Raw genomic sequence first — 14,886 nt, 5'->3', positions numbered from 1 at the left:
GGGCTTGCGCCTAGAATCGCGCGTCCGCCCTCTCGACGCCCAGAGATGCCCGAATCCCGACGGCTGCGCGCGCGCAGCATCGCCGCCGAGCAGGCGATCCTCAAGGCGACCCTCGAAATCCTCGCCACGGGCGGATACTCCGCACTGACGATCGAGCGCGTCGCCGCCACCGCACGGGCCAGCAAGACGACGATCTATCGGCGCTGGAAGACCAAGGAGCACCTGGTGCTCGCCGTCTTCGGCCAGCTGCCGATCCCGGTGCCGGTGGCCGGGCCGAGCCTCGAAGCGGATCTGATCGCGCTGTTCGGCCAGTTTTCCAAGATCATGCGCGACTCGCCGCTGCGCGGCGTGTTGCCGATGCTGGTCGCCGAGTGCATCGACAATCCGTCGCTGTCGGCGGCGCTGGTGAAGGTCAACGACCGGCGCCGTGTGCCGGTGCGCCACGTGCTGCAGAACGCGATCCGGCGCGGCGAACTGTCCGCCGCGACCGACGTCGAGCTGGCGATCGATGTCATTCAGGGTGCGATCGCGATCCGCCAGTACTTCCTGCTCGACGAACTGACCGACGACTGGATCCGCGGACTCGTCGGGCTGCTGCTCCACGGCATCGGCCAGCGCAAGCCGGCGCGCCGCGGCTGAGCCGCTGCCGGCGCTCGTCCGTTTGCGGGATGGATGTGTACGGTACGTACCGTATCGTCAAGCAACGGGCGCGCGCGATGGTCGGCGCGCAGGGTGCACAGGGGAGAGCCGGATGTTCGACAACTGCCGCGGGTGGGCGGTGCTGTTCGCGCTGCATGCGCTCGCCGCATCGGCCCAGGACGCGCTGCCGGACGAGGGTGATGATGGCGTGCCTGCGCTGATGCAGGCCGAATCTCTGGATGTGGTTCCGGTGGAACCGCTGCGCGCGGGTGCGGAACCCGCACCGCCGCCGTCGTCGTCCGGTGCCACCACGGCGCTCGAGGAGATCGTGGTCACCGCGCAGCGGCGCGCCGCTTCGGCGCAGGACACGCCGATCTCGATGGAGGCCTTCAACAGCGACAAGCTGGCGCAGCGCGGCATCCAGGGCGTGCAGGATCTCGCCGCCAACGTGCCGAGCATGGTGATCGAGCCGCACCCGCTGTCCAACACGACGCTGCGCATCACGATCCGCGGCGTCGGCATCACCGACGCTCAGGTCACCCAGGACCCGGCGGTCGGCATCTATCTCGACGGTGTCTATCTGGCGCGGTCCGCCGGTCTTGCCCTGGATCTGGCGGATCTCGAACGCGTCGAGGTCCTGCGCGGCCCGCAGGGCACGCTGTACGGCCGCAACACCACCGGCGGTGCCGTCAACCTGGTCACGCGCCGTCCTTCCGTCGATGCCTTCGCGATGTGGCACCAACTCACCGTCGGCTCGCGCAATCAGCTCACCGGCAAGAGCGTGTTCAACCTGCCGCTCACCGACACCCTCGCCGTGAAGCTGGCCGCGCTCGGCAGCAGCCGCGACGGCTTCGTCGACAACACCGGCCCCGGCCGCGATTTCGGCGACCGTGACGAGCGCGCCTACCGTTTCGACGCGCGCTGGCTCGCCACCGACTGGCTGACCGCGGACTATTCGTACGACTACGCGGATCTGGAGTACGTCAACTACATGTTCCAGTCGATCCTGCCGTCCAACACGCCGCACGGCATGGCCGACCTGTTCAAGCCCTACGCACAGTCCGAATCCGTGTATGCCGAGCGGCGCCTCGACCGCCTCGCCTCCGGCGCGCCGATGGAGGCCTCGTCGTCGAAGATCCAGGGGCACACGCTGGTGCTCGGCGCACCGCTGCCGTCGGGGCTGGAGGCGAAGTACATCGGCGCGTTCCGCAAGCTGATCGACAACCAGTACCCCGACCTCAGCGGCGGCGGCGGTTCCACCGGCTATCGCGTGGACACCAACGCCTACGACGGTCCGGCCGGACTCATGGCCGGCGGCGGCGCGCCGACGCCGCTGGTGATCCCCACCACCTTCCAGGAGCAGTGGTCGCACGAGCTGCAGCTGTCCGGCAAGCTGTTCGACAGCGTGGACTTCATCGTCGGCGCCTATTACTTCAGAGAGGACGGCGGCGAGCACGGCGGGCCGAACCATCACATCTTCAACACCAAGCTCGATCCGTCGCAGTTCGACGCCTTGCTCGACGCGATCCCCGGCCTGCGCGATCCGCTGCGCGAACTGGCCTTTCCGGGCCTGGCCGCGTTCTGGGACTACGACATCGCGATCCAGAACTCGGCGACGGCCGTCTTCGGCCAGTTCACGTGGACGCCGGGCCTGTTCGACGAGCGCCTGCGCCTGACCATGGGCCTGCGCCAGTCCTGGGACGAGCGCGAGGCGCTGAAGAACTTCATCCAGACCCAGTACGTCGAGGGCCAGATCGCGGGCCAGGGCCTGACCGCGGTGCTGATCCCGGGCCAGGTCTATCGCACGGTGGACGACTTCGTGGACGTGTACGCCGCGCGCAAGGACCGCAACTTCTCGCCGTCGGTCAACCTGCAGTACGACCTCGCCGGCAACGCGACCACCTACCTGTCCTACGCCACGGCCTACAAGAGTGGCGGCTTCAACACGCGCGACCCGCAGGTCTCGGCGGCTTCGGGTGCCGCATCGGACGGCACCAACTACGGATTCGGCTTCGTCGAGGGCTTCAAGCCGGAGACGGTGCGTTCGCTCGAGGCCGGCATCAAGAGCGAGTGGATGCAGCGGCGGCTGCGCTTCAATGCCGCCGTGTTCGACAGCCACTACCGTGACATGCAGACCAACTTCATGGTCCCCGGCACGATCTCCGACACCAAGTCGCGCAATGCCGGCAAGGCGCGCATGCGTGGCGCCGAGATCGAAACCGCCTTCGTCGCGCTGCAGGACCTGATCCTCGCGGTGCAGTACGCGTATCTGGACGCCAAGGTCGAGGAGGTCATCGACGTCGATGGCAACAACGTCGCCAACCTGTATCCGTTCATCGCCGCGCCGCGGCATTCCTACGTGGCCTCGGCCGACTGGACCTTCCTGCGCGGCAACTGGGGCGACCTGCGCGCCTACCTGAACTACCAGTACACCGGCTGGCGCCAGGGCTTCGTCATCACCGAGGACAAGCGCGGCCTGACCGCGATCGACGGCTACGGGCTGTTCAACGCGCGCCTGACGGCCGGCAATCTCCGTGTCGGCGGGCGTGCCGCGCTCGATGTCGCGCTGTGGGGCCGCAACCTCGCCGACGAGGAATATCCGGTCACGGCCATCGACAACCTGCCGCACGCCGACCGCGCGGTGATCTGGGGCGAGCCGCGCGCCTTCGGCCTGGACCTCATCCTGCGCTATCAGTGATGGCGGCAGCGCGTCTGCTGCGTGTCGCCGCCGCGTGCGCAGCGGCGGCACTGCTCGCCCATGCCGGAGGCGCGCGCGCGGGGGACGACGCCACCGCCGCGTTCGTCGGTTACTGGAATGCCTACGAGCCGTCCGCCGGGACGACCTCGACCATCGAGCTGTACCGCGACGGCGAATTCCTGGCCGGGCGCGTCGTGCGGATCACCGGTGCGCACGGCGAGCCGCTGGATCTTCAATGCACGCGTTGTCCGCCACCCTGGCGCGGCCAGCCGCTCGCCGGCATGCGTTTCCTCTGGGGCCTGCGCAGCGCAGGGGATCGCTGGGTCGATGGCCAGGTCATCGACCTGCGCGACGGCCTGACGCAAGGCACCGTCGCCCGCGCCGAGCTCGAACGCGACGGTCCGCAGCTCCGCCTGCACGCCTACCTCGGGCTTCGTGCGCTCGGCGAGTCGCGCATCTGGACGCGCGCCAAAGCCGCGCAGGATCGGTGAAGCTCAGCGGCGGAAGCGGTAGGTCAGTTCCAGTCCGAGGCTGCGCGGCTCGCCCCAGACCACCGCGCGGTCGGACTGCGGCAGATTGTCGATCGCCATCAGCGGATAGACCTTGTCGGCGAGGTTGCGGCCCCACAGTGCGAGGTCGAGCGTGCCTTCGCTGCCCATCCGGATGCCGGCCGCGGACAGGCGCGCGTTCCACAGGCCGTAGGCGGGGATCGACGTCAGGCCGCGGCGTTCCTCGGTGATGACGTTGCCCTGGCGCTGGGCGATGTAGTTGTAGGAGCCGTAGGCACGCAGTTCGCCCCAGCCGGCGCGCAGCGCCGTCCAGTCGAGCGCGACGACGCCGGAGTGGCGTGGCGCGGACGTGAATGGATACAGGTCGGCGACGTTGTTGCCCTGCGGGTCGATGACTTCGAGCACTTCGGCATCGAGCCAGGCGTAGTCGGCACTCAGGCGCAGATCGGCGTGCAGCTGCGCCGTGGCGTCCAGCTCGAAGCCGCGCATCCGCGCCTTGCCGGCGTTGATCGTCTTGGTGTCGGAGATGGTGCCGGGGATCAGGAAGTTGATCTGCATGTCGGTGTAGTCGCTGCGGAACACGTCCGCGTTGACGCGCAGGCGCCGCCCGAGCCACTCGCTCTTGATGCCGGCCTCCCAGGACTGCACGTACTCCGGCGCGAAGCCATCGACGAAGCCGAAGCCGTAGGTGTTGCCCTGCGAGGCGCCGGAGATGTGCGGATCGCGCACGTTGAAGCCGCCGCTCTTGTACGCCTCGACGGATTTGGCGTAGAGGTTGATCGCCGGTGTCAGCTCGTAGGCAGCGACGAACGACCAGGCATCGTCGCGGAAGCTGCGTGCCGAGCGGACGTAGTCGAACTTCTCGGCGCTCGACAGCAGGCGCGCCGTGCCCTGGCCGTTGGCCTGCACTTCGACATAGGTGTCGCTGATGCGGAACTTCACCGCTTCGCGCTCGTCGCTGGAGCGACGGTAGCCGACGGTCAGGTGCAGCCGGTCCTGCAGCGCCTCGAACGGCGGCGTCCACGTCGCCTGGCCAAACAGCGCGGTCGCGCGGTTGGCGATGGTCCAGTCGAAATCGACGAAGTTGACCAGGCGCAGCTGGTCGATCTGGCTGAAGTCGATGATGCCCAGGCTGCCGAGGATCGGATCGAGTTCCGGCAGCGAGGCCGACAGCTCGTCGAGCTGGTCCGGAGAGATCGCGGTGCTGAGCTGGTGGTTGAGGCGGTGGCGGTCCTCGCGCCCGGTCTCGCGGAACGCATAGGCGCCGACGATGAACTCCACGCGGTCGTCGAACAGCCGGCCGCCGAACTGCAGCTCGTGCGAGAACTGCTCCTGCGTCACCGTCGGGATCACCAGCGGCGTCGGCCCGCCATTGGCGACGGTCGCGGCCGGTCCGGCGTAGGCGTTGCTGTCGAGGCGGTAGGTCGTCGAGCCGGCGCCGCCGCCGAGGTCCGCATACTCCTCGTCGCGCAGTTTGCGCCAGGCGCCGATGTACTTGAGCTCGAACGCGCCCAGCGGCGCGGTCAGCGTCAGTGCGTGGCCGTCGATCCTCGAACCGGATTCCTCCATCGGCGCGCCGGTGGCCAGATGGCGCAGGCGCCGCTCCGAGTACACGGTCTGCGACACCGCGTAGGGCTTGAACAGCTCGGCCTGGCCCTTGTTGGTGTTCGGCGGCAGCACCGCCTGGAACAGCGTGTTCGCGTAGCGCAGGTCGCTGTGGTCGTAGCTGTAGTCGGTGGTCAGCCAGGCCGTCGGCAGCCAGCGCGCGGACAGGCGGCCGGCGAGTTCGGAGCGGTCGCCGAAATCCTCGCCGGGGCCGGTGTTGTCGACGAAGCCGTCGCGGCGGTTGCCGAGCAGGGCCAGGCCCAGCGCCAGATCGTCGGTCACGGGCACGTTGAACGAGGCCTTGGCCCGGTAGTTCGAGCGACTGCCGCCGCCGGTCTGCGCCGACATCGAGAACGCGCCCGGATCCGGGCGCTTGGTGATCAGGTTGATCGCACCGCCGGTGGTGTTGCGGCCGTACAGCGTGCCCTGCGGGCCGCGCAGCACCTCGATGCGGTCGAGATCGGCGAGATCCAGCGCCAGGCCGACCGAGCGCGCGATATAGACGCCGTCGAGATAGACGCCGACCGCCGGGTCCTGCGTCAGCTGCGCGTCATAGACGCCGACGCCGCGGATGAACAGCCGCAGCGTCGCGTTGTGCGTGGGAAAGGGCTCGATGGTCAGCGCCGGCACCTGCGCGCTCAGGTCGTGGACGCCCTGGATGCCGCGCAGCTCGATGGTCTCGGCGTTGAAGGCTTCGATCGAGATCGGCGTGTCCTGCACGCTGGCGACGCGGCGCTCGGCGGTGACCACGATCTCTTCCAGCGCGGCCGCATCGGCAACGGCATCGGTGGTGGAAACCGCCCTCGTCGGCGGCGGCGCGGGGCGCACGGCGATGACGGGGTCCTGCGGCGCGTCGCCCGTCGCCGAACCTTCGTCCGGCTGCGCGGCCGCGATGTGGGCGGCGAGGCTCAACGCCAGCAGCAGCGGTATCCGTTCGATCCGCATCGGCACTCCCCCTCGTTGTCCTGCTCCCACGCTATCCGGCGACCGTCCGGATGCCCTCGCGCAAACGGGTGAGCCGGTGCGGCCGCCGATCGGCGAGGCTCGCCGTCCGGGAACGAGGAGCGATGGCATGCCGGCAGAGCAGAGCTTGAAAGGGCGCGTGGCGCTGGTCACCGGTGCGAGCCGCGGCATCGGCCGTGCGATCGCGCAGCGTCTCGCCGCGCATGGCGCGGCGCTGGTCGTGACCGCGTCGCCACGCTCGAAAGACGGCCTGCGTGACACCTGCGCGCGGATCGAGAAGGCCGGCGGACGCGCGGCCTGGCTGGCCGTCGATCTCGCCGACGCAGCGGCGCGCGATGCGCTGGTCGCGCGTGCCGCCGAACGCTTCGGACCGATCGACATCCTCGTCAACAACGCCGCCGGCATCGGCGCCTATGCGCCGCCGAGCCGCATCGACCGCGCCGCGCGCGTGGCGATGTTCGACCTCGACCTGCAGGCGCCGATCGACCTGATCCAGCAGGCGCTGCCGACGATGCGCGAGCGCGGCTGGGGGCGCATCCTCAACCTGAGCAGCGAGATGGCGCGCCAGCCGCCGATCCCGTATCCGGGGCCGGCCAAGCAGATCCACGCGCTGGCGCTCTACGGCTGCGCCAAGGCGGCACTGGAGCGCTACACGCTGGCGCTCGCTGCCGAGCTGCACGGCAGTGGCGTCTGCGTGAATGCGGTGATGCCGTACAAGATCGCGCACACCGAGGGCGCGGCGCAGGTCGCGCAGGCGATGTCGGCGACGCACCCGGACTGGGTAGAGCCGGTCGAGATGCTGGCGGAGGCGAGCTATCACCTGATCGCCGGCGACAGCACCGGCTGGATCGCCGTGAGCCGCGAGGTGCTACAGCGCGCGCAGTCGAAACTGCATGCGCTCGACGGCGTCACCGTGATCGGCGATGCACTGACGCGGGACCGCGATATCGCGCGGGCATGACGGAACAAACAAAAACGCCGCGAGGATCACTCGCGGCGCTGGGGCCCTTGCGATCGGCTCAGGCGGCCTTGGTCTGCGGCGCGCCCTCGAAACCCTTCGCGTGATAGATGCCATCCACGCTCTTGTGGAACTCGTCGCGCTGCGCACGCGGGTTGTAGAACTGCTTGTACCAGGCGCGCTGCTTGAGGAACGGGCCGTCGCCCTGCACGTACAGGCCCTTGAAGTTCGGGCGCTTGTGCTTCCACACCTCGAAATCCTGCGCGAACGCGGCGAGCGCGGCGTCCTGGTACATGCGCGCGGCGGCCCGGTCCTGATCGTTGGCCTGGGCGTTGGTCGCCGATTTCACCAGCAGGTTGTGCCAGACGTAGCTGACGCCGTCCTCGACCGGCGTGTGCGCGATGATGATCCACGAGTCGTACAGGCCGCTCATGCGCGTCAGCAGCAGGCTGGGGCCGTGGTAGGTCGCGGTGGTGATCAGCATCGGCCCGCCTTCGGCGATCAGCGTGCGGTGGCCGCCGCCCATGCGCTGCGTGACGGTGTGGCCGCGGAACTCGTTCTCGAAGAACTTGGTGCGCGAGCCGTGCACCGGGTCGAAATGGGCGACGTCGGTGATGTTGTCGATGATCTCCTGCGGGTGCACGTTGACCGTTCCCAGGTCGTCGTAGCTGCCGACCACCCAGGCCGGATCGTTCCACTCCGGGATCTCCGGCAGCTCGTAGTCGGGCGCGCCGCCTTCCTCGTCGTGCCAGACGAAGACCGCGCCCAGATGCTCGCGCACCGTCCATGAACGGACCTTGGCGGCCGGCGGGATCGGGCCGCTGCTGTACGGAATGTGGTTGCACTTGCCGTCCGGGCCGAAGCGCCAGGCGTGATAGGGGCAGCGGATCGAATCGCCCTCGACCGGACCGTCCTGGGCGACGTAGGACGTCGTGTTGCGGGCGAGGTGCGTGCCCATGTGCGGGCAGTAGGCGTCGAGCAGCACGACCTTGCCGGACTGCTTGCCGCGGTACAGCGCGAACTCCTGGCCGAAGAACTTCACGCCCATCGGCTTGTCGGTGACCTTGGCCGATTCCGCGACCATGAACCAGCCGCGCGGATAGGTGAATGCGCCGAGGCCGTATTCCTGGGTGGTTGCCATCGTGTTGCTCCCTCGCTGCGCGGCAGCGGTCCGGCTGCGGCAGTTGCTGAATGAATCGTGCGGCGGACGGGGTGCGCCGAGTACCGCGCCAGTTTGGAAACCGCTCCCTGGCGCTGCATCACCCGTTTGAGTGAAGTAGCGCGGCGCGCATCGGCGTGTGATGCACGCCAGAACGCGATGGGGGAGAAGCATGATTCTGCGTGCGGGATGGGTTGCGGGTCTGGCGCTCGCGCTGACCGCCTTGTCGGGATGCGGCAATGGCGGGCCGGATGGAGGCGGCGCTGCCGTCCCGCAGCAGTTGCGCCGCGATGGTCGCTGGCTGGTCGATGGGCACAACCGCGTGGTCATCACGCACGGCGTCAACGTCGTGTGGAAGACCGCGCCCTATGTGCCGCCCGACGCGGCCAAGGGTTTCCGCGCCGCGGATGCCGACTGGCTCGCCGACCACGGCTTCAACTCCGCGCGCATCGGCACGCTGTGGGTCGGCGTGTCGCCGCACGCGCCCGGCGTGATCGATACGGACTACCTCGCGCAGTGGGACCGCATCGTGCAGCTGCTCGCCAGCCGGCGTATCTGGATCCTGTTCGACTTCCACCAGGACATGCTCGGGCCGGTGTACCAGGGCGAGGGCGTGCCGGACTGGGCGGTCGAGCCGGTCGAGGGCCTGTTCACCACGCTGCTCGGACCGCCGTCGTTCGGCTTTCCGTTCAACTACTTCACGCCGCAGGTGTCGGAAGCCTTCGACAACCTGTGGGCCGAGCGCGGTCCGGTGTGGGACGGCTTCCGCGACGCCTGGATCGCGGTGGCCAGACGCTGGAAGGATCAGCCGTACTCGATGGGCTACGACCTGCTCAACGAACCCTGGGCCGGCATGGAGTACATGCAGTGCCTGCAGCCCTGGCTCGGCTGCGAGTCGCACGAGCGCGACGAGCTGCAGCCGTTCTACACGCATGCGCTGACCGGCATCCGCAGCGTCGATCCGGACAACCTGGTCTGGTTCGAGCCGCAGCCCTTGATCAGCACCGGCGCGCCGGCGCGCGGCTACGAGGCGATTCCGGGCGAGTCGCAGCTCGGCTACTCCTTCCACTACTACTGTCCGCTCAACACGCTGGCCAACGCCGCGCAGCTGGGCGTGCTCGACACCTTGCCGTTCGGGCCGCAGGACACCTGCGAGAGCTTCGGCGACACGACCTTCGCCGAGGCGCGCGCGCAGGGCGAGAAGATGCAGGCGGTCGAACTGCTGACCGAGTTCGGCGCCACCGACGAGCTGCCGGTGCTCGCCGAAGTCGCGCGCCAGGCCGACGAGAACCTGGTCGGCTGGCAGTACTGGCAGTACAAGAACTTCGACGATCCGACCACCGAGTCGCAGGACAGCGGCGCGCAGAGCCTGTTCGCCGACGACGCGGATCTCTCGACCGCCAAGCTCGACAAGCTGAAGATCCTCAGCCGCACCTACCCGCAGGCGACCGCGGGCGTTCCGCTGGCGCTGTCCTTCGACCCGGACACGGCCGAGTTCCAGTACCGCTACACGCCGCGGGCCGCGACGGCCCCGACCGAGATCTTCGTGCCGGTCGCACTGCACTACCCGAACGGCTACCAGGTCGAGGTCAGCGGCGCGACGCTGCGGTCCGCCGCGAACGCGCCGCGCCTGCTGCTGGACAACCTCACCGGTGCGACCGAGGTCAGCGTGCGGGTGACGCGCAGGCCCTGAGGGCGCGGCGCCGGCCGACTGCGAGCAGCGCGAGGAGGGCGAGCAGCGCCGGGCCGAGGCCGCCGCCGCCCCCGCCGCCGCCCGCCGACCCGCCGCCGGGCGCGCCGAGGTCGAGATCGTCGCAGCCGGCGCGGATGTCCTCGCAGACGTGGGCCTTGCCGCTGCGATCCGGAAACGCGCGCGCCGAGCGCAGGTAGAAGCTGTAGCGCGGCTGCCAGTCGCTGTCGGCGAGCAGGCGCGCATCGGCGTCGGCGTAACCGGATTCGCCCGGGTTCTTCAGCCAGCGGTCGAACCAGGCCAGCGTGTAGTGCTCGGCCATCGGATTGCCCCAGCCGCCCTCACAGGCGCCGCTCGATGTGTCCGCGCACCACGACGTCGCCGGGAAGGTCGGCAGCAGCGACCATTCGTAGTGCGAGCTGCCCTGGATGGTGAACTGGAACACCGGGACGCCGGCGTCGCGCCACGCGGCATAGGCGACCTTGTCCGACTCCGGGTCGGGCGGCTGCGTGAACGGCGCCGGTGTCAGGCCGTACTCGCTGGTCTGTCCCATCGCCGGCACGCGCGGCACGATCGTCGGCGTACCGCCGCCGTAACCGCCGCCGCTGGCGCTGGCGAGCCCGTCCCAGGCCACCGCGACCTTGACCGGATTGTGCGCGTCGATCTGTCCCGGCCAGGGATCGGCGCCGGCGGCACCGTAGCCCTGCACGACCGACACGCCGGCAGCGCCCAGCGAATGTCCGGCGATGCCCAGGCGCGCCGGGTCGATGCGCGCGATGTGCGGATTGAACGCGGTCATCGTCGTCGGGTAGGTGCCGGCGCAGGACAGGTTGTGCGGATACGGCTGCACGCTCGACGAGCGGAAGAAGTCGATCGCATCGACCAGGCCGTCCCAGAACACGGTGGGGTTGGCATTGCTGCCCTGCACGCCGGTCGGCGTCTGCTGGTCGGAGCGGCCCTGGCCGCGCGGGTCGAAGGTCATCACGACATAGCCGGCGCGCACCAGCGCCTGCGCCGCCCACCAGTACAGGGTCTCCGGTGCCTGCACCGAGCCGTTCTCGATCACCACCGCCGGCAGGCCGTTGCGGCCGTCGCGCGGCGCCCACACGCGGCCGGAGATGCGCGCGCAGCCGCGGTCGTAGAACAGCACCGGGATCACGTCCGCCTCGTTGGTGTAGAACGGCGCGCCGTCGGGGCCGGGCGCCTCGGGGTAGCGGAACGGATCGCCGGCGCACTGCTCGCGCCAGACCGTGCACAGCGGCGTGACCGGCGTGTTGCCGGACGGCGCGATCAGCCAGCTCGGGTCATCGAGCGCGCGCTGATTCCACGCGAGCGTGTTGGCGAGGTTCTGTTCCTCCCAGCGCTGCAGGAAGTCCGGATTGGCGGCCTGCTCGGCCGGCCCTTCGCCGACCCTGGCGTAGTTCGCCGCCTCGCGCTGCGTCCACTCGGCGGACGGGAAGTCCGGACCTTCGGGGATCGCCCGTGCGCCGCCGCACAGCAGTGCAGCGAGGCCGGCCAGGATCGGTGCTGCTTTCATCGGACTCTCCTCAGGATCTTCTGCGGGTTGTGCCTGCTCATCATTTCGGATGATGCCCTGCCGGGCGAATTCTGTGAAAAAGCAGGCCTGTTGCCAGCCCCGGAAGGCGAGGAGATCCGCCGTGCAGAACCCCAATCCCAAGACCGTCGCGCTCGTCAGTCCCGAGCTGCTGGTGCAGCGTGCGCGCGACATGATCCCGCGCCTCAAGGCGCGCGCCGCCCAGTGCGAGGCCGAGCGCAAGGTGCCGGACGAAACCGTTGCCGAGATGCAGGCGGCGGGCTTCTTCCGCGTGCTGCAGCCGAAGAAGTACGGCGGCTACGAGATGGACCCGCAGGTGTTCTACGACGTGCAGATGGCGCTGGCCGAGGGCTGCATGTCCACGGCGTGGATCTATGGCGTCATCGGCGTGCACAACTGGCAGATCGCGCTGTTCGACCCGCGTGCGGCGGAAGACGTCTGGGGCAAGGACACCAACGTGCGCATCGCCTCGACCTACATGCCCAAGGGCCAGGTCAAGCCGGTCGAGGGCGGCTTCCGCTTCTCGGGGCGCTGGGGCTTCTCCAGCGGCATCGATCACTGCGACTGGGTGTTCCTCGGCGGCCTGATCTTCAACGAAGGCCAGCCGCCGGAGTACCGCACCTTCCTGCTGCCGCGCTCGGACTTCGAGGTGGTCGATACCTGGCATGTGATGGGTCTCAAGGGCACCGGGTCGAAGGACATCGTCGTCAAGGACGTGTTCGTGCCCGAGTACCGCACGCACAAGGCCAGTGACGGCTTCATGGGCACCAATCCCGGCCGCGAGGTGTTCCCCTCGGACCTGTACAAGCTGCCGTTCGGCCAGATCTTCGTGCGCGCGGTCTCGACCGCGGCGATCGGCGCGCTGCAGGGCGCGCACGACACCTTCATCGAATTCGCCAGGGTGCGCGTCGGCGACATGGGCAACAAGACCTCGGAGCAGGGGCCGGCGCAGCTCGCCGCGGCCGAGACGGCCGTGGCGATCGACGAGATGAAGCTGGTGCTCAGGCGCAATTTCGAGGTGCTGCAGGACAAGATCCGCAACCGCCAGCCGCTCGACGACATCCCGCAGCGCCTGCTGTTCCGGTTCCAGGCCTCACAGGTCGTCGAGCGCTGCGCCCGCCACGCCTACCAGCTGTTCTCGGTCTGTGGCGGCCGCGGCATCTTCACCGACTTCCCGCTGTACCGCTACGTGTTCGACATCATGGCCGCACGCGGCCACTACGCGAACAACCCGGACCAGTTCGGGCGCAACTACGGCGGCGTGCTGCTCGGCAAAGACAATACGGACTTTTTTATCTGAGGCGCATGGACATCCTGTCCAAGACCGCGCCATCCCTGGCGCGGACTGTCAAAACAAGCGGAAGGCGTAGGCCATGAGTCAGGCGGGTTGGGACCAGGAATACGATGTCGTCGTCGTCGGCTCCGGCGGCGGCGGCATGACGGCGGCGCTGTGCGCGCAGGCGCAGGGCATGAGCAGCATCGTCATCGAGAAGTCCGACAAGTACGGCGGCACCAGCGCGGTGTCGGGCGGCGGCATCTGGATCCCGTGCAACGACGACATCGCGCGCACCGGCGGCAGCGACTCCTACGAGGAAGCGCTGACCTATCTCAAGCACGTGATCGGCGACGAAGTGCCGCAGGCGCGCATCGAGGCCTATCTGAAGAACGCGCCCGAGATGGTGCGCTATCTGGCGCGCACCTTCGGCATCCACTACCACAACGTGCCGAAGTACCCGGACTACTACCCGAACCGGCCGGGCGGCAAGGAAGGCTGGCGCTCGATGCAGCCGGCCGAGTTCGACGCCCGCCTGCTGGGCGACGAGTTCGGCCGTCAGCGCGAGTCCTTCAGGGGCACGCTGCTGATGGGCCGCATCGCGATGGACCAGATCGAGGCGCACACGCTGTTCTCGCGCGGTCCGGGCTGGATCCTGCTCACGCTCAAGTTGCTGCTCAAGTACTGGCTGGACTTCGGCTGGCGCCGGCGCACGCACCGCGACCGCCGGCAGGTGCTCGGTCAGGGCATGGTCGCGGCGCTGCGCTACGCGATGCTGCAGCGGAACGTTCCGCTGCAGCTCAACACCGGCCTCGAATCGCTGGTCGAGGAAGGCGGGCGTGTCGTCGGCCTCGTCGTCACGCAGAACGGGCGCAGGCTGCGCTACCGCGCGCGCCGCGGCGTGATCCTGGCCTGCGGCGGCTTCGAGTCGAACCAGCAGATGCGCGAGCAGTACCTCGCCAAGCCGACGAAGGCCGAGTGGACCGCGGCACCGCCGATCAACCACGGCGACGGCATCCGTGCCGGCAAGGCGGTCGGGGCGCAGCTCAAGCACATGGACCTGGTCTGGGGCTCGCCGACGGTGCGCAAGCCCGGTGCCGCACAGCAGATCACGCTGTTCGTCGAACGCGGCATGCCCGGCTGCGTCGCCGTCAACCGCAAGGGCCGGCGCTTCGTCAACGAGGCGGCGGCGTATCCGGATTTCCGCAACGCGATGTATGCCGACGATGCCCAGGGCAACGGCTGCATCCCGGCGTGGCTCGTGTTCGACGCGACCTTCCGTTACAAGTACCCGATGGGCATCTTCCTGCCCGGCCAGATCGAACCGGATTCCAAGCTGCCGGCGGACTGGCTCGACGAGGTCTATTTCCGCGCCGAGACGCTCGATGGCCTGGCGGCCAAGATCGGCGTCGATGCCGCCGGCCTGCAGGCGACGGTCGCGAAGATGAACGAATACGCGAGGACCGGCGTCGATGCGGAGTTCCACAAGGGCGAGACCGCGATCGACCGCTACTACAGCGATCCGAGCGTGCGGCCCAATTCCTGCCTGGGACCGATCGTCAAGCCGCCGTTCTACGCAGTGCCGATGTGGCCCGGCGAGATCGGCACCAAGGGCGGCCTCGAAACCGACGCCCGCGCCCGCGTGCTGCGCGAGGACGGCAGCGTGATCGAGGGCCTGTACGCGGTCGGCAACACCTCCGCCGCGGTCATGGGGCCGACCTACGCCGGTGCCGGTTCCACGCTGGGTCCGGCACTGACCTTCGCCTACATCGCCGCGCGCGACATCGCGGCGCAGGCGCGCGTCCCGGACGCGGTAAAGGCCGCCGCCTGAGGCGGG

10 protein-coding genes are annotated in these 14,886 nt (G+C 69.1%); 7 read left to right on the top strand and 3 right to left on the bottom strand.

Annotated features, from left to right (window positions below):
• Positions 1-45: 45 nt before the first annotated feature.
• The 3 genes from AAG565_RS06655 (at position 46) to AAG565_RS06645 (ending at position 3,828) form a co-directional block, all read left to right on the top strand.
• Positions 46-639 carry a TetR/AcrR family transcriptional regulator gene (locus AAG565_RS06655; protein WP_348818779.1) on the top strand — a complete coding sequence of 198 codons (594 nt, stop codon included), beginning with the start codon at positions 46-48 and terminating at the stop codon, positions 637-639.
• A 112-nt stretch (positions 640-751) separates the two neighbouring features.
• Complete coding sequence (locus AAG565_RS06650) at positions 752-3,337, top strand: TonB-dependent receptor (protein ID WP_348818778.1); 2,586 nt, start codon at positions 752-754, stop codon at positions 3,335-3,337.
• Positions 3,337-3,828, top strand: coding sequence for a DUF2147 domain-containing protein (locus tag AAG565_RS06645; protein ID WP_348818777.1), 492 nt, complete (start codon positions 3,337-3,339; stop codon positions 3,826-3,828). The genes AAG565_RS06650 and AAG565_RS06645 overlap by 1 nt, the downstream gene beginning before the upstream one ends.
• 3 nt (positions 3,829-3,831) lie before the next feature.
• On the opposite strand, the gene AAG565_RS06640 is transcribed toward AAG565_RS06645, so the two are convergent.
• Entirely contained in the window at positions 3,832-6,396 is a 2,565-nt protein-coding gene (locus AAG565_RS06640; RefSeq protein WP_348818776.1) for a TonB-dependent receptor, read from the bottom strand.
• 127 nt (positions 6,397-6,523) lie between these two features.
• On the opposite strand from AAG565_RS06640, the gene AAG565_RS06635 reads away from it, so the two are divergent.
• A complete protein-coding gene (locus AAG565_RS06635; RefSeq protein ID WP_348818775.1) occupies positions 6,524-7,375 on the top strand; it encodes an SDR family NAD(P)-dependent oxidoreductase in 852 nt (283 codons plus the stop codon).
• 58 nt (positions 7,376-7,433) lie between these two features.
• Here AAG565_RS06635 and AAG565_RS06630 read toward each other — a convergent pair whose 3' ends face one another.
• On the bottom strand, positions 7,434-8,513 hold the full coding sequence (locus AAG565_RS06630; RefSeq protein WP_348818774.1) for a Rieske 2Fe-2S domain-containing protein: 1,080 nt from the start codon (positions 8,511-8,513) through the stop codon (positions 7,434-7,436).
• Positions 8,514-8,703: 190 nt separating this feature from the next.
• Between AAG565_RS06630 and AAG565_RS06625 the strand changes: the two genes are divergently transcribed.
• Positions 8,704-10,224 (top strand): cellulase family glycosylhydrolase, encoded by a 1,521-nt coding sequence (locus AAG565_RS06625; RefSeq protein WP_348818773.1) that lies wholly within the window; start codon positions 8,704-8,706, stop codon positions 10,222-10,224.
• Here the strand turns inward: AAG565_RS06625 and AAG565_RS06620 are convergent.
• Positions 10,196-11,758 (bottom strand): hypothetical protein, encoded by a 1,563-nt coding sequence (locus tag AAG565_RS06620; RefSeq protein ID WP_348818772.1) that lies wholly within the window; start codon positions 11,756-11,758, stop codon positions 10,196-10,198. The genes AAG565_RS06625 and AAG565_RS06620 overlap by 29 nt on opposite strands.
• A gap of 121 nt (positions 11,759-11,879) precedes the next feature.
• Here AAG565_RS06620 and AAG565_RS06615 point away from each other — a divergent pair, with 121 nt between their 5' ends.
• A complete protein-coding gene (locus tag AAG565_RS06615) occupies positions 11,880-13,076 on the top strand; it encodes a flavin-dependent monooxygenase (RefSeq protein ID WP_348818771.1) in 1,197 nt (398 codons plus the stop codon).
• 73 nt (positions 13,077-13,149) lie between these two features.
• Positions 13,150-14,880 (top strand): FAD-dependent oxidoreductase, encoded by a 1,731-nt coding sequence (locus AAG565_RS06610; RefSeq protein WP_348818770.1) that lies wholly within the window; start codon positions 13,150-13,152, stop codon positions 14,878-14,880.
• Positions 14,881-14,886: the final 6 nt, after the last annotated feature.

The sequence above is a fragment of the Fontimonas sp. SYSU GA230001 genome (assembly GCF_040066175.1).
Classification (GTDB): Bacteria; Pseudomonadota; Gammaproteobacteria; order Nevskiales; family Nevskiaceae; genus Solimonas.
The sequence above is the reverse complement of the archived record's forward strand: the minus strand, read 5'-3'. Positions and strand labels throughout refer to the sequence as shown.

What these genes read in the sequence shown, in the direction of transcription:
- AAG565_RS06625 (WP_348818773.1), top strand. Translation starts at nt 8,704, where the DNA reads ATGATTCTGCGTGCGGGATGGGTTGCGGGTCTGGCGCTCGCGCTGACC.
- AAG565_RS06635 (WP_348818775.1), top strand. Translation starts at nt 6,524, where the DNA reads ATGCCGGCAGAGCAGAGCTTGAAAGGGCGCGTGGCGCTGGTCACCGGT.
- AAG565_RS06650 (WP_348818778.1), top strand. Translation starts at nt 752, where the DNA reads ATGTTCGACAACTGCCGCGGGTGGGCGGTGCTGTTCGCGCTGCATGCG.
- AAG565_RS06620 (WP_348818772.1), bottom strand. Translation starts at nt 11,758, where the DNA reads ATGAAAGCAGCACCGATCCTGGCCGGCCTCGCTGCACTGCTGTGCGGC.
- AAG565_RS06630 (WP_348818774.1), bottom strand. Translation starts at nt 8,513, where the DNA reads ATGGCAACCACCCAGGAATACGGCCTCGGCGCATTCACCTATCCGCGC.
- AAG565_RS06610 (WP_348818770.1), top strand. Translation starts at nt 13,150, where the DNA reads ATGAGTCAGGCGGGTTGGGACCAGGAATACGATGTCGTCGTCGTCGGC.
- AAG565_RS06655 (WP_348818779.1), top strand. Translation starts at nt 46, where the DNA reads ATGCCCGAATCCCGACGGCTGCGCGCGCGCAGCATCGCCGCCGAGCAG.
- AAG565_RS06645 (WP_348818777.1), top strand. Translation starts at nt 3,337, where the DNA reads ATGGCGGCAGCGCGTCTGCTGCGTGTCGCCGCCGCGTGCGCAGCGGCG.
- AAG565_RS06640 (WP_348818776.1), bottom strand. Translation starts at nt 6,396, where the DNA reads ATGCGGATCGAACGGATACCGCTGCTGCTGGCGTTGAGCCTCGCCGCC.